General features: G+C 71.4%; 12 protein-coding genes. 5 read left to right on the top strand and 7 right to left on the bottom strand.

The genetic code is table 11. The annotated features are described in order from the left end of the window. Positions 1-34 precede the first annotated feature (34 nt). The 3 genes from VET29_RS11080 to VET29_RS11070 all read right to left on the bottom strand — a co-directional run bounded on the left by VET29_RS11080 (position 35) and on the right by VET29_RS11070 (position 4,689). Positions 35-2,164, bottom strand: a complete 2,130-nt coding sequence (locus VET29_RS11080; protein ID WP_324918725.1) for a hypothetical protein — start codon at positions 2,162-2,164, stop codon at positions 35-37. 106 nt (positions 2,165-2,270) lie between these two features. After that, positions 2,271-4,139 (bottom strand): MFS transporter, encoded by a 1,869-nt coding sequence (locus VET29_RS11075; RefSeq protein WP_324918722.1) that lies wholly within the window; start codon positions 4,137-4,139, stop codon positions 2,271-2,273. 88 nt (positions 4,140-4,227) lie between these two features. After that, positions 4,228-4,689 (bottom strand): MarR family transcriptional regulator, encoded by a 462-nt coding sequence (locus VET29_RS11070; RefSeq protein WP_324918719.1) that lies wholly within the window; start codon positions 4,687-4,689, stop codon positions 4,228-4,230. 166 nt (positions 4,690-4,855) lie between these two features. On the opposite strand from VET29_RS11070, the gene VET29_RS11065 reads away from it, so the two are divergent. The 4 genes from VET29_RS11065 (at position 4,856) to VET29_RS11050 (ending at position 9,226) form a co-directional block, all read left to right on the top strand. Then, positions 4,856-5,848 carry a methyltransferase domain-containing protein gene (locus tag VET29_RS11065; RefSeq protein ID WP_324918716.1) on the top strand — a complete coding sequence of 331 codons (993 nt, stop codon included), beginning with the start codon at positions 4,856-4,858 and terminating at the stop codon, positions 5,846-5,848. 138 nt (positions 5,849-5,986) lie between these two features. Next, entirely contained in the window at positions 5,987-7,282 is a 1,296-nt protein-coding gene (locus VET29_RS11060) for a M28 family metallopeptidase (protein ID WP_324918713.1), read from the top strand. A 118-nt stretch (positions 7,283-7,400) separates the two neighbouring features. Next, a complete protein-coding gene (locus VET29_RS11055) occupies positions 7,401-8,570 on the top strand; it encodes a sensor histidine kinase (RefSeq protein ID WP_324918710.1) in 1,170 nt (389 codons plus the stop codon). After that, positions 8,567-9,226, top strand: coding sequence for a response regulator transcription factor (locus VET29_RS11050; RefSeq protein WP_324918707.1), 660 nt, complete (start codon positions 8,567-8,569; stop codon positions 9,224-9,226). The genes VET29_RS11055 and VET29_RS11050 overlap by 4 nt, the downstream gene beginning before the upstream one ends. On the opposite strand, the gene VET29_RS11045 is transcribed toward VET29_RS11050, so the two are convergent. The 4 genes from VET29_RS11045 to VET29_RS11030 all read right to left on the bottom strand — a co-directional run bounded on the left by VET29_RS11045 (position 9,219) and on the right by VET29_RS11030 (position 14,373). Next, positions 9,219-10,121, bottom strand: coding sequence for an alpha/beta hydrolase (locus tag VET29_RS11045; protein ID WP_324918704.1), 903 nt, complete (start codon positions 10,119-10,121; stop codon positions 9,219-9,221). The two genes, VET29_RS11050 and VET29_RS11045, sit on opposite strands and share 8 nt — an antisense overlap. Before the next feature lie 127 nt (positions 10,122-10,248). Further along, positions 10,249-11,364: a VanZ family protein gene (locus tag VET29_RS11040; RefSeq protein ID WP_324918701.1), complete on the bottom strand. Its 1,116-nt coding sequence runs from the start codon at positions 11,362-11,364 to the stop codon at positions 10,249-10,251. A 14-nt stretch (positions 11,365-11,378) separates the two neighbouring features. After that, positions 11,379-13,349, bottom strand: a complete 1,971-nt coding sequence (locus tag VET29_RS11035; RefSeq protein WP_324918697.1) for a glycosyl hydrolase family 28-related protein — start codon at positions 13,347-13,349, stop codon at positions 11,379-11,381. Positions 13,350-13,446: 97 nt separating this feature from the next. Then, the gene (locus tag VET29_RS11030; RefSeq protein WP_324918694.1) at positions 13,447-14,373 is read right to left on the bottom strand and encodes a YihY/virulence factor BrkB family protein; all 927 of its coding nucleotides are present in this window, start codon (positions 14,371-14,373) and stop codon (positions 13,447-13,449) included. Between the two features lie 91 nt (positions 14,374-14,464). On the opposite strand from VET29_RS11030, the gene VET29_RS11025 reads away from it, so the two are divergent. Further along, entirely contained in the window at positions 14,465-18,097 is a 3,633-nt protein-coding gene (locus VET29_RS11025; protein WP_324918691.1) for a S8 family serine peptidase, read from the top strand. Positions 18,098-18,358: the final 261 nt, after the last annotated feature.

Here is an 18,358-nt window from a genome sequence, read left to right as displayed (position 1 = left end):
CGGCACCGCGGTGCCGGGGGTCGTTCCAGCTAGCTCAGGCGCCGCCTCCCGGCTGCACCACTCCGTTGACCGTCAGCTTGTACGGGGCGTACTGCTGGACGAGCTCGGTCGGCTCGTCGTAGGCCACCACCGCGACCACCTTCGGGAACACGGACAGGGCGAGCAACTGCAGGAAGCCGAGCTTGATCTTGCTCTTGCCGTTGAACTCGAGCTGCAGCGCGACCTGGTTCTTCTCGTCGTACGCGATCAGCCGCACGTTCCAGTTGTTGACCGGAGTCGGACGGATCTCGGTCGGCGAGTCGAACGGCGTGAGCGACGAGCCGTCGCTGACCGCCGTGCCGCCCACGGTGATGTCGTCGACGAGCAGACCGCCCTCGTTGACACCGCCGTCGGAGATGTACTGGATACCGAGCAGCACCGTCTTGCCCGCGTATGCGGACAGGTTGTAGCTGTGCGGCTCGAACCCGTCGGTCGTGCCGTTCAGTGCCGGGCCGAGCGGACCGGTCGTGGTCTTGTCCCCGGCGATCGGCGTGTAGGTCGCGCCGCCGTCGGTGGACACCACGACGTAGCCGTAGTCGAAGCCGAACTCGGCGCCGTACTTCGCCTGGAAGCGCAGCGTCGGGTCGGCCGTCGGCACGGCCACCGACGTCACGGCCGTCGCGTTGGTGTTGCTGTCGTTACCCGACCACAGCACCGGGTTGCCCGGACGGTCCGGGTCGTTGGACACGACGGTCCACTCCAGCGGGAGCGACGGCAGCGTCGCCGCACCCTCGAACTGCAGCGACCTCAGGTCCTTGCCCTTCAGCACGGTCCCGTTGGCCTTCCGCAGCGCCACGTAGTCCGCGCCGTTCGGCGCCGCGCCCGGGGTCGCGTAGGCCGCCGGGTTCGCCAGGTTCACCGTCGAGTTCAGGCTCGGCGAGGTCACCCGCTTCTTCGGCACGCCGATCACGACGCCGCGCCGCGAGTCGACGATCTTGTCGAGCAGCGTCGAGGACTGGAAGTCGTGCAGCACCTGGTAGGGGTTCGCACCCTCCTCGGCGAGCAGCGCCTCGAGGCTGGCGATGCCCTGACGCGCACCGTCGGTGTGCAGCTTGGACATGAACTCCAGGCCGTACCGGTCGAACAGGAACTGCATCAGCGAGTACGCGTGCCCGTAGTCGGCGAGCACCGCGTTCGGGTTGCCCTCGCCCCACAGGTTCAGCGAGTTCTCCGGGCCGCCGCAGTCACGGGGGTTCGGGTTGAACGGCGTCTGCACCGTGCCGAAGCCCTCGTAGCAGTAGATGTGGCTGTCGCCACCCTTGTCGAACACCGTCAGGCGCGGGTCGACGTAGCCGACCAGGGACTGGGCGAAGTCCGACAGGCCCTCGTTGATCCAGTTCACCTCGAACGGGTCGGTGTAGTACTGCAGTAGGTGCTGCCACTCGTGCGCGAACGTGCCCTCGTACAGGTGGGGGCGGCCCGGGCGGCTGGTGCACAGGTCGTTCGTCGGCTGGTCCGGCGGGTTCGCGCCGGACCGGTGGGCCCAGTCGAACGCGTCGATCGTCATGACGTTGCGGTCGACCAGCTCGTTGAACTGGGCGGAGAAGAAGCCGGCGATGTAGGTCGGCGCGGCCGGGAACGTGTAGTAGTTGTCGTCCCGGACGTTGTCGATCAGCGCGACCGTGTTGTCCCCGTCACCGGTGAAGTCGAGGCCGGCGAGGTCAGGATCCGCGTTCGACCCGTCCCTGTCCGGCGGCGTCGAGAACGCTGCCGTCTCCTTCGGGTACATGTTGTTGTCGAACTCGCTGACCAGCTCGTTGACCTGCGCGTCGGTGACCGTGGTCGTGTTCGCGATCTGGTTGCGGCAGTCGCCGGCCGGGAACGACGTGTCGTTCGCGACCCAGACCTCGATCTTGTCGCCGCGCCCGCGGAGCGTGTAGTCCTTCAGGTAGAGCCGGCCCTGCGCGTCGTCCAGCGCCAGCCACGGCCGAACCGTGCCGACCGGGGGCGTCACCCCGGCAGCCGCCGCGCGACGCGCGCTCGGCTGGTACCGGTTCGGCACCACCACGGGCTTGCCGTTGAGGGTGAAGTCCTTGCGGGTCAGCTCCCGCGTGTCGTTCGGCGGTGGAGCGGCGGTGGGCGCTCCTGCCGCCGCCGGAGCGGGAAGCACCTGCAGGATTGGCACCACGAGCAGAGCGGCCGCGGCCGAGACTAATCGGCGTCGTCGCATCGAAACCCTTTCGATATGCGCACCCGCCGCGCGGAACGTGCCCACGAAGCGGGCACGGTTGTTACATGCCCCCGTACCTGACTTTCTCGGTACGGGGGTTCTGGGTGTTTCGTGGTTGCGACGAGCAGTTTTTCCCGGTTAAGGACCGTTTGGTGGGAACCCGGCTGCTCGGTGTGGACGATCGCTGACCGGTCGCCTCGGCCAGCGGGGCCGGCTCACCGCCTGTGACGGTCGCCGGGTTCACGATCACGACGTCGCAGTGCACCGTCCGCCACAGCTCGCGGCTCGCGCTGGCGTCCATGAGCGCCGGCAGGCCGCCGTGGGTGGGCGCGCCGATGACGACCGCCCGTGCGTGCAGCTCGTCGGCATGCTTGCTGATCAGGCGGCCGACCGCGCCGTGGTCGCTCGCGTTCGGCAGCAGGTGGCCGACGGCGGGGACGCCCGCGGCCGCCAGGTGGGCCAGGTGCTCGCGGACCAGCGCCTCGGCGGCATCGAGCGCCTCGCCGCCAGCGGTGCCGCCGCTCGTCGTGGCGTGTTCCTGGGCATGCAGGACGTGCACCGCCCGGCCGTTGACGGCGGCGAGCCGGGCCGCGAGGTCGGTGACCCCGGCGGCGGCGGGGGAGTCGTCGACCGCCGCGACGATCACGCCGTTGCCGATGCCGCCGAGGGCGGTGCCGAGCTCCAGAGTGACGGGCTCCAGAGTGACCGGCTCCAGGGTGACCGGCTCCAGGGTGACGGGCTCGTCGACGGGCGCGGCCTGCGCGCGCTCGGCCTCGCCCAGCTCCCTGTGCGCGGTGCGCAGGATGGCGATGCCGAGGATCAGCGCGCCCGCGCCGATGAAGAACGGCACGTGGACGTTGGTCGACTCGACGAGCCTGCCGGCCGCGTAGGGCGCGAGGCCGCCGCCGATGAACCGCACGAAGCCGTACGCGGCCGACGCGATGGGCCGCTCGACCGGTGCGATCGTCATGACGGCCTGGGTGGTGACCGTGTTGTTCACGCCGATGAACACGCCGGCCACGATCACCGCGACGACGAGCACGGCGGGGGTCGTCGTCCAGATCGCGATCACCAGCACGACCAGCGCGAACAGGAACAGGTTCAGGTACAGCGTGCGGGCGATGCCGAAACGGGCCTGCAGCCGCGGGGCGCCGAACACGGAGAAGACCGCGACGAGGATGCCCCAGCCGGTGAACACGAGGCCGAGCTGGATGGCGCCGAGACCCATCGGGAACGGCGCGTAGCCCAGGACGGTGAAGAAGGCCCAGTTGTAGCAGAGCGCGGTGAGCGAGAGGGTCGCGAGACCGCGGTGGCGCAGTGCCCTGAGCGGTTCGAGCAGGCCCGTCCTGCGTTCGGGGGTGGGGATCGGCTCGACGAGCACCCACGTCGCGACCGCCGCGACGGCCATGAGGACGGCGACGCCGTAGAACGGGCCGCGCCAGCTGATGTCGCCGAGCAGCCCGCCGAGCAGCGGTCCGACGGCGATGCCGAGGCCCAGCGCGGCCTCGTAGAGGATGATCGCGCCGACGAACCCGCCGGTCGCCGAGGCGACGATCACGGCGAGCGAGGTGGCGATGAACAGCGCGTTGCCGACACCCCAGCCGGCACGGAACCCCACGATGCCGCCGATGCTGCCGGACGTGCCCGCCAGCGCGGCGAATACGACGATCAGCGCAAGCCCTACGAGAAGCGTCCGCTTGGCGCCGATTCTGCTCGAGACCCAGCCGGTGATCAGCATCGCGACCGCGGTGATCACCAGATAGCTGGTGAACAGGAGCGTCACCTGGCTGGGCGTGGCGTTCAGGTCGTGCGAGATGGCCGGCAGGATCGGGTCGACGAGCCCGATACCCATGAAGGACACGACACAGGCGAACGCCACCGCGAAGACGGCCCTGGGTTGCCTGAAGGGACTGACCGTTTGGCCGGTCATAGCAGACTCCTTCCTGGGGACCGCTCGTGCCGGGCGGTCGGCCGGGCCGTCCGTGGCCGACTTGTCGTGACCGGGAACGGCGGCCCGTCTACGACGGCGGGCGGGTGCCCGCGGCGACGGGCCCGGCGGCCGGCACCGACGCGATCAGTGCCCCGATGGCGGGCAGCGCGGCCACGAGCGCGGCCTGGTGCTCGCCGGTCAGCCGGTCGAACAGCTCGCCGAGACGCTCGGTCCGCACGCCCCGGCGGCGGCTCAGCTCGGTCAGCCCGGCGTCGGTGAGGTGCACCCGGACCACCCGCCCGTCGTCGGGGTCCGGCCGGCGCTCGGCGAGGCCGGCCTCCTGCAGCCGCGTGACCAGCTGTGTCATGGCCGGCTGGGTGACCCCCTGCTGCACGGCCAGCTCCGTCAGCCGCGCCGGCCCGTTCCGGTCCAGGCTCGACAGCGTGGCCGCCGCCGTCAGGCTCAGCCCGGTGTCCGGACTGAGCCGCCGGACGAACCGGACGAGCTGTTCGATCGCGAGTGACAGCTCCGGGACGGCTGAGTGCATCATCCGTTTATATCACATGCTTATGTATCTGGGTTGGACTAACCTCGTGCGCGTGATGACGTACTTCTTCCACCTCGGCTAGCACGCCGCTAGCCAGTTCGAGGAACCCCGCGGCTAGCGAAGTGGGACGGCTGCCCGCCGTGCCAGGTCGCACTTCGGGAGAGTCGTCATGTCCCCGCGCCGCCGTCCGGCGGTGGGTACCCGCCTGTTCGCACGCACGGTTCACGGGTTGGAGCACGTCGCCGCCCAGGAGCTCCGCGAACGGGACTGCACGGTCCTCGCCGTGTCCCCACGCCAGCTCGTCCTCCGTGGTCCGGCCGCACTGCTCGACCGGCCACCACGCACGGTCGACGACCTGTTCCACCTCGTTCTCGCCGCGCCCGACCCTGGCCCGACCAAGCCGGATCTCGTTGTCCTGTCCCGACTGTTGGCACGCGCACCACTCCGGGCGCCGGACGTGCCGTTGGTCAGCGTGTCCGCGTCGACGGCCGGCCGCCGCACCTACAGCCGCCACGACGTCGAGGACACCGTCGGCGCCGTGCTCGCGGCCAGGCTCGGCACGGTCTACGTGTCCAGGAGGGACGGTCGGGTGCCGCCGCCCGGCGCGGTCGACTGGCGGGTGACGATCGATGCGCACGGGGTCCACATCGGACTCCGCGGCACACGCCCGCCGCTGCACAGGCGACCCTGGAAGGTCGCGTCCGTGCCCGGCACGCTGCACCCGCCGGTGGCCGCCGCCATGATCCGGCTGGCAGGCGTCCGTCCAGGAGACCTGGTGGTCGATCCGTGCTGCGGTGCCGGCACGGTGCTGGTCGAGTCGCCCGTGCCGGGCATCGGCAGCGACCTCGCGGGTGTAGCGGCCGCGCGGGTCAACGCCCACCACCGCCGGGACATCGCGTGGCTGCGTGCCGACGCCCGCCGGCTGCCGTACCCGGCCGCGTCCGTCGACCACATCATCACCAACCCGCCGTGGGACCGGCAGGTCGCCGCCAACGGGACCGTCCCGGAGTTCCTGCGCGAGTGGCGCCGGGTGCTGCGACCGGGCGGCCGGCTGACCTGCCTCACGCCATGGCCGTCGCTGCCCGGGTTCCGCACGCTGGCGCGATATCCGATCAGCCTGTTCGGCCAGCACCCGGTGATCACGGTGTGCGTGCCGTGCTGAGCCGGTATGCCGGGCCGGACGTCATGGGTGCGAATGGGAAGTACGGGAATTAACCGACTCTTTCGGCCGTAGTCCCCGGCCGGATCGTCCTGCACGCTCGGAACGGTCGTCCTTCTCACCCTGCTGGAGGCACCGACCATGCGTAAGCTTCTCGTCTCCCTCGCCACCGTGGCACTCGCCGTCGCCGCGGCACCCGCGGCGGCGGCAGCCCCGCCCCGGGTACTCGCCGCGCCCGACATCCCCGTCGCCAATGTCCAGGCGCACCTCAACCAGTTGCAGGCCATCGCGACCAACAACGGAGGGAACCGCGCACACGGCAGAACCGGCTACCGCGCGTCCATCGACTACGTGCAGGGCCAGCTGAACGCCGCCGGCTACACGACGAGCCTGCAGTCGTTCACGTCCGGCAGCGCGACCGGCTGGAACCTGATCGCCGAGTGGCCCCGTGGGGACGCCAACAACGTGCTCATGGCCGGCGGCCACCTCGACAGCGTCACGGCCGGCCCGGGCATCAACGACAACGGTTCCGGCTCGTCCGCGCTGCTGGAGACCGCGCTGACCATCGCGCGCCAGGACTACACCCCGGCGAAACGGATCCGGTTCGGCTGGTGGGGCGCGGAGGAACGTGGGCTCGTCGGCTCGACGTTCTACGTGAACAGCCTGGCCAGCGCCGACCGCTCGCGGATCAAGGCATACGTGAACTTCGACATGGTCGGCTCGCCGAACCCGGGCTACTTCGTGTACTCGGCCAGCGGCCAGCCGTCCGGTTCGCTCGCGCTGCAACAGGTTCTCCAGGAACCGTTCGCGGCCATGGGCGTGCCGACCGAGCTGACGTCGGTCGGCGGCCGCTCCGACCACGCCGCGTTCGCGAACGCCGGCATCCCGGTCGGCGGCCTGTTCACCGGCGCCGAGGAGACCAAGACCACCGCGCAGGCACAGAAGTGGGGCGGCACGGCCGGGCAGGCGTTCGACCGCTGCTACCACGCCTCCTGTGACACGACGAGCAACATCGACGTGACCGCGCTGGACCGCAACGCCGACGCCATCGCGTACGCCATCTGGACGCTGTCCGCGGGCACGCCCCCGCCGACCGGCCCGCGCTTCGAGAACACCACCGACGTCGCGATCCCCGACCAGTCCACGGTGGAGAGCCCGATCACGGTGACCGGTGTGTCGGGCAACGCGCCGGCCACGCTGCAGGTGGGCGTGGACATCACGCACACCTACATCGGTGACCTCGTGGTCGACGTAATCGCCCCGGACGGCAGCGTGTACAACGTGCACAACCGTTCGGGCGGCAGCACGGACAACATCTCGACCGCCTACACCGTCAACGCGTCGAGCGAGGTCGCCAACGGCACCTGGCGCCTGCGGGTCCGCGACGCGGCCGCACAGGACACCGGCACGATCACCGGCTGGAGCCTGCAGTTCTGAGCGGTGGGGCCGCACCGGGAGGGGCGTCGCCGCTCCCGGTGCGGCCGCCCGTCACGGAGCCGGACCGACCGGCGACGGCGACGGCCGGTCGCCGTGAGCCACCACTATGCTCCTCCCGGTGACCGATTTTCGGGCGTGGCGGAGGTTCGACGGCACGGTCTGGTACCCGCTGTTCGGTCTGTTCCTCTTCGTCGGGTCGCTCGTGCCGGTGTTGCACAGTCACGGGACGCGGTTCGGCGGCCTGCCCGACCGCCCCTACGACGCGCTGGCCATCGTGGCGGTCGCCCTGCAGTGCGCTCCCTTCGCCGCGAACCGCCGGTGGCCGGTCGCCTGTCTCACACTGGTGTCGCTCGGGTTCGTCGTCGACCAGCTGCGCGGCTACCACTCGTTCGCCTGCACCGCGCTGGCGGTCGCGCTGGTGACCGTGGGGTCGCGGCTGACACGGCGCCGGTTGGTCACCGCGCTCCTGTTCTCGGCTGCGTACGTGGCCCTGTCGCTCGGGTTCGCCCTGCTCGGCGCGGGGGAGCCGCTGAGCGAGCTCGTGACGTTCTACCTGATGCTGGTCTTCGCGTGGGGTGTCGGGTCGTGGCTGCGTTCCACCAGGGCCGCGGAGGCCGAACGCCGCCGCCGCGTCGCCGCGGACACCCGCGACGCCGAACGCACCCGGATCGCCGGCGAGCTCCACGACGTCGTGTCCCACCACGTGACGGCGATGGTCGTGCAGACGGAGGTGGCCCGGCACCTGGCCGCGACCGTGCCGGACGATCGCGCCGCGCGGTCGGTGACCCTGAAGCGGCTCGACGAGACGTTGACCGTCGTCACCGGCGCCGGCCGGCGCGCCCTCACCGAGCTGCGGCACCTGCTCGACGTGGTCAACCCCGGCCACCGGGCCGGGTCGCCGCGCGCCGACGGACTCCGCACCCTCGTCGAGCGGACTCGCCAGGCCGGCCAGCCGGTGGAGTTCACCGAGGAGGGCACGCCCGCGGCGGCCACCGGCAGCGCCGGTCCCGTGGCCTACCGGGTCGTGCAGGAGGCGCTGACCAACGCACTCAAGTACGCCCACGGCAGCCCCACGTCGGTCCAGGTGCACCACGGTGCGAAGGAGATCACCGTGGAGGTCAGCACGGCCGGCGCCGGCGGCCGGGACGCGTCGCTCGGCGGGAGCGGCCGGGGCCTGGCCGGTCTCCGCAGGCGGGTCGACGTCCTGGGCGGCGACTTCAGCGCGGGCCAGCAGCCGGGCGGCGGCTTCTACGTGCGTGCCCGCATCCCCGCGGGGAGCTTCTCGTGACCACGCCGGTCCGCGTGCTGGTCTGCGACGACCAGCTGCTGGTCCGCGCCGGGTTGGTGGCGATCATCGACGCGCAACCCGACCTGGAGGTGGCGGGCGAGTGCGGGGACGGGCGGACCGCCGTCGACCTCGCCGGCCGGCTGAGGCCGGACGTCGTGCTGATGGACGTCCGGATGCCGGTCCTCGACGGCATCGCCGCCACCCGCCTGCTGGCCGGCGTCGACGTGCCGCGACCCGTGAAGGTGCTCGTGGTCACCACGTTCAACCTCGACGAGTACGTCTACGAGGCACTGCGCGCGGGAGCCAGCGGGTTCCTGCTCAAGGAGACCCCGCCGGCCCAGCTGCTGCACGGGATCCGGACCGTGGCGTCGGGCGCGGCACTGCTGGACCCCGAGGTGACGCGCGAGCTCGTGGGCAAGTTCGCCACCCGCGTCCGGCCCGCCAGGATCGAGCCGAGGGACCTCCCGCTGACCCCCCGCGAGCTGGAGGTCCTGTACCTCGTCGCGGACGGCCTGTCCAACGGTGAGATCGCCGCGACCCTGGTGATCAGCCCGGAGACGGTCAAGACCTTCGTGTCGCGCATCCTCACCAAGCTCGGGCTCCGCGACCGCGTGCAGGCCGTCGTCTACGCCTACCGCCACGGCCTCGTCAGCTGAGGGTCAGGGTGGTGACCCGCTGGATCGCCTGGACGGCGACGTCGGGCTCGTCGACGTAGATGTAGTGCTCACTGTTCACCGCGGTGGTGAGCGTGCTCTGGCTGGACAGCGCGAGCCACTTGCGCTCGCCTTCGGCCCACGTCCGCTCCAGGGCCGGCCCGTACTCGGGAAGGGCGGCGAGGTACTGCTTGCCGTGCTGGATCACCTCGACCGGGATGTCCCCGGCGGAGCCGACCTTCGCGTCGGGGACCACGAGCTTCTCCGGGTTCTCGCCCTGGAGCGCGGTGAGTGTCTGCGCCCGCAGTTCGGCCGCCGGGCCGGTGGCCGAGGCCGGTATCTCCGCCTCGAGGTCGGCGCTCTGCGTCGGTGAGGTGGCGTCCATCAGCACCAGCCCCGTGACGCGGTCCTGGTGGTCGGGCGCGTACCTGGCGGCGATCAGGCCGCCGAGCGAGTGCCCGGCCAGGACGACCGGGGCGTCACCGGCGACCCGGTCGATGACCGCGGTCAGCGTCTTCCCGGTGTCGTCGAGCGTCTGTGGCCCGGCGGGCTGGTCGCTGGCGCCCGCGCCGAGCCGGTCGTAGGAGCAGACCCGGTCCTTCTCGCTCAGGGTCCGCTGCAGGCCGGCCATCTTGTCCAGCCCGTCACCCGCGCCGAGCAGCAGGATGATGACCGGCCGGTCGCCCTTGCGGGTACCGGAGCAGGAGACGTTCACCCCGTGGCCCTCGACCTGGATCTTCTGGGTTCCGGTGAGCGAGTCGGCCGCCTGGTTCGTGGCGCCGGCGCTCGTGGACGGCGGCGGGCTCGCCTCCGGGGCCTCGTCACAGCCCGCGAGCGCCACACCGGCCACGGTGCAGCACAACGCGAGCGCAGCGGAAACCTTGCCGTTGCGGGGCATGTGTCCTCCTTCGCGGATCCGCAACCCAAGCGCTGCGGCCACTGGGAAAGCTAGGGCCCCGCGGGGTCGGAAATCGTCACCGCGCGGTGGACACTCGCCCATAGCTCGCACGGGTGACGGCGAGGTGTCACGAGCTCACCGGCTCCGTCTCGCTGACGATCGCCACGTTCTTGGTGCGGGACAGACGCTCGTACGGGGCCGGTTCGTCGCCGAAGAAGACCGCCAGCGGCGTCCAGATGCCCACCACGAACACCGAGATCAGCAGGCCGAGCGGGATCAGCAGCTGTTGCGGCTCGCCGAAAACGTCCCAGTGGTCCACCTCCAGGGCCAGCCACCCCAGCCACAGTGGGGACAGCAGCACCCCGTTGCGGACGAGGAGCGCGAACGGGCCGGCCCGGTGGCCGTCGGTGCGTTCGAGCTTCAGGAGCATCGCTCGTTTGCCGATGGTCGATCCCGTCTGGATCGGCGCCAGCAGGAAGTAGACGATCGCCAACGCGGCCACGGCCGGGGCGCGCAGTGCGGTGTCGCCGCCGAACAGCTTGATCAGGCCCACCGCCAGCAGCGTGATGACGCCGAAGACGATCACGTCGGTCAGCAGCGCCAGCACCCGGCGGCTCGTGGTCACCCGCTTCGCGTAGCGGCTGCGGTCGCGTTCGGCGTTCAGGTCCGGCAGCAGCCTGATCAGCGGGCCGGCCACGAGCCAGCCCAGTGCCGCGCCGACCGTGTTCAGGATCAGGTCGTCCACGCTGAACAGCCGGTAGGCGCACGGGTAGATGAACCACACGCCGGTCAGCTGGGTCAGCTCGAAGAACAACGATGTGATGAAACCCAGCGCCGTCGCGCCCAGGAAGCGGACGCGCTCCAGGTAGCGGACGAAGAAGCCCAGCGGAGCCAGCAGCACCACGTTCAGCGCGGTGCTCCACGTCGCCGGGTTCAGCCACGTCCCGGACACCCGGGCCCGCGTCTGCAGCACGTCCCAGAAGTAGAAGGGCCGCAGCTGCGGCGTGCTGGCGTAGGTCTGCTCCGCGCAGTACTCCGTCGGGTTCGCCGGCAGCGGGATCACGGTCTGCATGAACGCCGCCAGCAGGTAGAACAGGAACCCGTAGAACACCAGCGTCGTCCAGCCGCCCGCCCGGCCGCGCCGCCGGTAGCTGACCACCGCCACCGGCAGCATCACGACCAGCGCGAGCAGCGGGAACAGCGTCAGCGCGGTCCGTACCGGCAGCAAGTAGGTCTGAATCACCTCGAACTAATACATCACCACCCCGAAGGCGGTGGTGGCGGTACCACCGGCGGCCGGTCGTCGCAGGTGATGGTGTTGGGGAGCATCCACGGGGCCAGCCAGCCGCCGTCGTTGCCGCCCAGGTCGGCGACGGTGAACTCGGAGCCGGTCGGCGGGAAGTTGAACGAGCCGCAGTTGTTGACGCCGACCGCGCCGACGTTGCGCGCGTCCGTGTTCTCGAACGACGCGCCGCCGCGGGACCTCGCGCTCAGCACCGAGGTGCCGGTGCCGTCGACCAGGTTGTCCCTGAAGCGCACGCCGGTGATCGAGTACCGGTCCTTCACCGGGAAGTCGCTCACGAACATGATCGCGTTGTAGGTGTTGTCCAGGAAGTGGTTGCCGACCACCTGGACGTCCGCCGCCAGGTCGCGTTCCAGCGCGTAGAACCAGATGGCGCCGAGGCCGATCTCCCAGTTCAGCTCGTAGGTGCCCGCGCGGACCGTGGTGTTGTCGCGCACCCTCACGTGCCCGGTGAACGGCTCCGCGCCGAACCTCGAGCCCAGCTGGATGCCGCTGCCCTCCCGCACCGGGTCCGCGACCAGGTTCCGCGACACGGTGTTGTCCGTGCCTCCGTACAGCGCGATCCCGTTCGCCAGCACCGGCGACTGCACGGTGTTGTGGTCGAACGTGTTGCGTGCGTCCTGCTGGTGCTCCGCCCACATCGCGAGCCCGTCGTCGCCGGTGTTGCGGACGAAGTTGTCGCGCACGACCGAGTCGGTGACCCCGGTGTGGAAGTTCAGCGCGTCCGCGACCTGGTCGGCGATCACGTTGCCGCGGACCGTCAGCCGGGACATCGGGCCGTCGAACCACATCCCCACCTTCGTGTGGTGGACGTACAGGCCGGTCAGCGACGAGTCGCTCAAGGCGCCGCCGACGCCGTTGACCTGGTCGGTGTCGATGCGCTCGCGGACGTCGCCCTCGATGGTGAAGCCGGACAGGTGCACGTTCTCGCTCCCGGTCGGACGGCCGTAGAAGCCGACGCCGGTGTGCACCGAGCCGTCCGGCGCGGGCGGGTCGAGCGCCACCTCGCGGCCCCGGACGACCGTGTGCCAGCTGCCCGCGCCGACGATCGTCACGTCGTCCACGACGATGTGCCGGTTGACCTGGAACGTACCCGGCGGCAGGTACACCGGCGCGTTCAGCACCCGCGCCAGCGCGATGGCCCGCTCGATCGCGGGCGCGGCGTCCCGCCGGCCGGTCGGGTCGGCGCCGAACCACCGGACGTCCACCGCGTGGGAGACCACCCGCGGACGGCCGACGAGCTCCGAGTCCAGCAGGTCGACGACCGTCCACGCGGCGCGGTCGCTCGCGGTGAGCCGGACCGTGTCGCCGGCCCCGTAGGTGTGGCCGAGCGTGAGCCGCTGCTCGTCGTAGAAGTGGGTGGGGCGGAACGGTTTCTGGATGACCGGCGCCGGGCTGGTCTGCGCCGGCACGCAGTCGCACTCGGTGATCCACCAGTCCGGGTGCAGCAGGTCCGCGTTCGGGTCGTTGGTGAACGGGTACTGGTTGTACAGCCACGAGTACCGCGAGGTGAGTGTCAGCGTCGCGTGGCGCCGGCCGTTCACGGCCACGTCGAGCGGCGCGGTGATGCCGCCGCCGTCGCGTGCGTCGGGGATGCTGTACCGCACGGTGATCGCGTTCGCCTTGTGCGGCAACGTGAACTCGACGTACTGGCCGGGCGCGAGCCGGACCGCGGCGCGTCCGGACGCCTCGGCGGGCAGGGTGTAGGCGGTCCGGTCGGGGCCGATGACCGTGCCGTTGGTGCGCGCGTTCTCGGCCTCCTGCTCGAGGAACGGCACGTCCGCGCCCCGCCCGGCGACCAGCGCGGGAGCCAGCCCCGCCCGGGTGACGACCGGCGCCGGCGCCTTCCGGTCGGCCGTCGCCACGCTTCCGCCGCCGAGGAGAGCAAGAGCCGAGACCACCGCACACGCACGCGCCCACATCATTGCCGGACTCGTTTCTCTCGCCGGGACGGTGAGGTGACGATAGGCGGCCGGCCATCACTTGAGCAAGATTTTGCGTACTTTCGATCGAGAAATTGCACTAATCCATCGCGCGGGTGTCACGTGGCTCCAGGAAGGGCTCGACCTCCTCCGGGTGGCCCTCCTCCATCTCCCGCTCCCGGATCAGCTCCGCGTCGAACTCGGCGCCGAACAGCACCGCGAGGTTCGAGATCCACAGCCAGACGAGGAACACGACCACACCGGCGAGCGAGCCGTAGACCTTGTTGTACGACGCGAAGTTGGACACGTAGAAGGCGAAGCCCAGCGACGCGGCCACCCACACGAGCACGGCTACGATGCTGCCCGGCGTCAGCCACCGGAACCCCGGCTGCCGGACGTTCGGCGACGCCCAGTACAGCAAGGCGATCGCCAGGCTCACGAGTGCCGCCAGCACCGGCCACTTGCCGATCTCCCAGACCGTGACGGCCACCGAGCCAAGGCCCAACGCGTTGCCGAGCCACCGCGCGACGCCGCCCGTGACGACCACCCCCAGCACGGTCACGGCCAGCAGGATCACCATGGTGAGCGTCAACACGAGCCGCAGTGGGATGGTCTTCCAGATCGGCCGTCCCTCCTCGACCCCGTAGATCGAGTTGGACGCGCGGATGAACCCGCCGATGTAGCCGGACGACGCCCACACCGCGCTCACCAGGCCGATGATCGCGACCGGTCCGGCGAGCGACGACTTTCCCGCCAGCTCCTGCACGACGTTCACCAGTACCTCCCGCGCCGGGCCCGGCGCGAGCCGGCGCAGGTTGTCGGTCAGCGTCCGCGTCACCGACTCGCCGACGAGCCCGACGAGGCTGATCAACACCACGACCGCGGGGAACAGCGACAGGATGCTGTAGTAGGTGAGCGCCGCGGCCCAGTCGGTCAGCTTGTCGTCGACGACCTCGCGGAAGGTCCGCTTCAACGCGCCCCACCACGCGTGCCTCGGCAAATCCGACGGCGTCTGTGCCCGCACCATGACACTCTCCTCAACCACTGTTCCGGTCACCAGGACTACCCCGGGCGCACGCGGTGCAACGCATCGGTGAGCACCCGCGTGGGTACCGGTCATGAACCTGCGCAGAACCACCGGCGCCGTCGCCGGGATCGCTGTCGTGGCCGCACTGGCCGCCGCGAGTCCCGCCGCCGGTGCCCAGACCCCGGCCGCGAGGGACGCCCACCACGGGCCGCCGCGGACGGTCACGTTGCTCACCGGTGACCAGGTCCGCGTCGTCGACGGCAAGGTCGCCGGCGTGCGGATGGCCGCCGGCCGCGAGACCCAGCGGACCTGGCAGTACGAGCTGAACGGCCACCAGTACGTGGTCCCCGCCGACGCCGTCCCGCTCCTGCGGGGCGATCGGGTCGACAAGCGGCTGTTCGACGTCACCGAGCTGGTCGGGCAGGGCCTCGACGACGCCGCGACGAAGACCGTGCCGCTGATCATCCAGGGCGTGCCGCCGCGTGCCGCCGAACGCACCGCCGCCGTCCCCGCCCGCGGCCTCACCGTCGTCGAGGCACCCAAGAACGGCGCCGCCTGGCGGGAGATGAGCACCGGCCGGGCCCGTGCGGCCGGCAAGATCTGGCTCAACGGCCGCGTCAAGCCACTGCTCGAGGACAGCGTGCCCCAGGTCGGCGCGCCCGAGGCGTGGGCGGCCGGCTTTACCGGCACCGGCGCCACGGTCGCCGTGCTGGACACCGGCATCGACGCCACGCACCCCGACCTCGCGAACACCGTCGTCGGCGAGCGGGACTTCACCGGCGAGGGCATCACCGACACCGTCGGCCACGGCACCCACGTGGCGAGCACGATCGCGGGCTCGGGCGCCGCCTCGAACGGCCTGCGCAAGGGCGTCGCGCCCGGCGCGAAGCTGCTGGTCGGCAAGGTGCTCGGCGAGTTCGGCGGCACCGAGGCCGGGATCATCGAGGGCATGCAGTGGGCGGTCGACCAGGGCGCCGACGTCGTCAACATGAGCCTCGGCAGCAACGCGCCGACCGACGGCACGGACCTCATGTCCCAGGCGCTCAACGAACTGTCCGACTCCAGCGGCACCCTGTTCGTGGTCGCCGCCGGCAACTCGGGCGCCCGCGAGACCATCGGCAGCCCGGGCGCCGCCGACCGCGCGCTCACCGTCGGCAGCGTCACGAAGAAGGACGAGCTCTCCGAGTTCTCCAGCCGCGGCCCGCGGTCCGGCGACTTCGGCCTCAAGCCCGAGATCACCGCGCCCGGCTCGGACATCGTCGCCGCCCGCGCCGCCGGCACCTTCCCGGATGCCTCGGTCGACGAGCACTACACGCGGCTGTCCGGCACCTCCATGGCCACCCCGCACGTCGCCGGCGCGGCCGCGGTCCTCGCCGGGCAGCACCCGGAGTGGACCGGCACGCAGCTCAAGGACGCGCTCGTCGGCAGCGCGAAGCGGCTGCCCGGCATCGACACCCTCGCGCAGGGCGCCGGCCGGCTCGACGTCGCCCGCGCCGTGCGCCAGCGGGTGCGGGCCGAGGGCGTGCTCGGGTTCGGCGAGGTCTGGGCCGGCGACGCGGACACCGTGGACCGCAAGGTGAGCTACGCCAACGACGGCGACCGGCCGGTGACGCTCGACCTGGCGCTCGACGCCCGACCGTTCACAGTGGACAGTCCACGGGTGACGGTGCCGCCGCACGGCACCGCGGCGGTGCGGGTGTCCGCCCGCGTCCCGGCCGAGCGGGTCGGCGACGTCACCGGCGCGCTCGTCGCCACGGCCGGCGGCCTCACGCTGACCACGCCGCTCACCGCGAGCCTGCCCGGCACCAGGCACGCGCTGACCGTGCGGATCGTCGACCGCGACGACACGCCGAACACCTCGCTGGTCATCGTGCAGGACGAGAAGACCGGTCTGTCCCAAGGAGTCTTCGTCGACGGCGGCAGCACGACGTTCACCGTGCCCGCCGGCGGCTACCGGCTGCTCGGCCAGGTGTCGGACTTCACCTCGGGCACCGACACGCTGTTCGCGCTGCCGACCGGCCGCGTCGGCGGGGACACCGAGCTGGTCGTGGACACCCGGCAGGGCAGGGAGGTCACGTCGAGCGTCGACGACCCGCAGGCGCGGGAGCAGTTCGCCGGCGGCACGGCCGTGCGGTCCGAGGTGGCCGGCGCGCCCGTGACGGTCGCACGCATCGGCAACGTGTCCCGGTCGGCGAGGCTGTACACGATCCCCAGCCCCGCCATGACCGGGGTCAAGCTCGCCTACTTCGGTTACTGGACAAGGCCGTTCGCCACGATCACCGCCGACGGGCCGGACGGGTTCGAGGTCGAGGACACCTACGTCTCCAGCTATCCCCGGCTGGACGGCACGGTCACCGGTGAGATCGCCTACATCGGCCACGGCGACCGCGAGAGCATCGACGCGGCCGGTGACCTCACCGGCCGGATCGCGGTGATCGCCGCCACCGGTCCCGACGACCCGGCGTTCCCGTCCGAGCAGCAACTGCGGGAGGCCGTCGCGCTGGTCGCCGAGCGGGGCGCGAAGCTCGTGCTGTCGAACTACAACCCGCAGTACAGCGACCCGAACCCGCCCGACCTCCCGCTGCCGGTGATCATGGTGTGGAACTACCGCGACCTGCAGGAGATGGTGGCACGCACGCGAAACGGCCCGGTGACGTCCACTGTGGTCGGCCGCGCGAACAGTCCGGTCGCGTACTTCCTCGCCGGCTCGGTCGACGGCCGGGTCCCGGCGGGGCACGCCTTCCGCTTCGCCCGCGGGGAACTCGGCACGATCGACCGCGAGCTGGTGGACACGCTCCCGGACAAGCGGTACCGGTACGAGATCGCGAGCTGGTCCTACGACGGGTTCGTCGCGAGCGGGGACGTGGAGCTGGACTGGCCGCTCCGGCGCACCGACTACGTCACGCCCGCTACCGCGCTCGGCATGTACGGCGACGGCGGCTACACCGACGATGGCGCGTTCGCCACCGAGGTGACGCTCCCGATGACCGTCAGGCGTGGCGAGCGCAAGCACGTGCGGATGTTCGGCGCGCCGTTCGGGCCGGAGCTGACCACCGGACCGACGAGCCGGCAGACGGGCCGGCCGGTCCCGGTCGCGTACCGGCAGGGCGACAAGCTGGTGCTGGCGGTCCCGATGTTCGCCGACGGCGACCCGGCGGACGCGAGCTTCTTCGACGTCACCAACCAGGGCTCGACCGTGGTCCGCGAGAACGGCCGGGAGATCGCGCGCCGCGACGACATCCCCGGGTCGGGCACGTTCGCACTGCCGTCCGGGCCGGGCACCTACACGGTGGTCGCGGACGCGAGCCGGCCCGCCTCCCTGCTGCAGGAGCCGGCGTTGGCCACGCGGACGTCCGCGACGTGGACGTTCCACGCGGGCGCCGGCACGGCCGAGCAGGTGCCGCTGCCGTTGCTCGACGTCCGCTGGGCTCTGCCGCTCGACGACCACAACCGGGCCGCGCCGGGCACGCTGCGTGGCGGCCTGACGGTGGCCAACCAGCCGGGCCTGCGTGCGCCGAAGGTCCGGTCGGTGGCGGTCGAGGTGTCCTACGACGAGGGCGTGACCTGGCGAAAGGCCGCGGTCACGCCGAAGGATGACGGCTTCGAGGTGCAGATTCCGGCCGGCGGCACGGCCGGGGGCTACGCGTCGCTGCGGGCGTCCGCGACGGACAGTGCGGGCAACCGGGTGACCGAGACGGTCGTCCGCGCGTACACGGTCCGCTGAATCGTTGAGAAAAGGGCGTGTCCGGGCCGTCCCGAACACGCCCTTTCCATATCTTTACCTCCGAACGGGCCTTGTTTCGCCCTGAGCCGGATGGTTGCGTGCCACCCGGGGTCGGGGCAGCAGTCGATGGAGGGAAAGCAAGTGCGAAGAACCACCTTCCGAGCTTTGGTCGCGGCCACAGTGGGCGCGGTCGCCGCCAGTCTCTGCGCGGCGACGGCGACACCGGCCGCCGCGCAGGACGGACCTGTGGCGCATTTCGTG

Origin of the sequence: Actinophytocola sp., assembly GCF_035634895.1 — a bacterium.
Lineage (GTDB): Bacteria > Actinomycetota > Actinomycetes > Mycobacteriales > Pseudonocardiaceae > Actinophytocola.
Note: the sequence above shows the minus strand (reverse complement) of the source record. Positions and strands in the feature narration are given on the sequence as shown.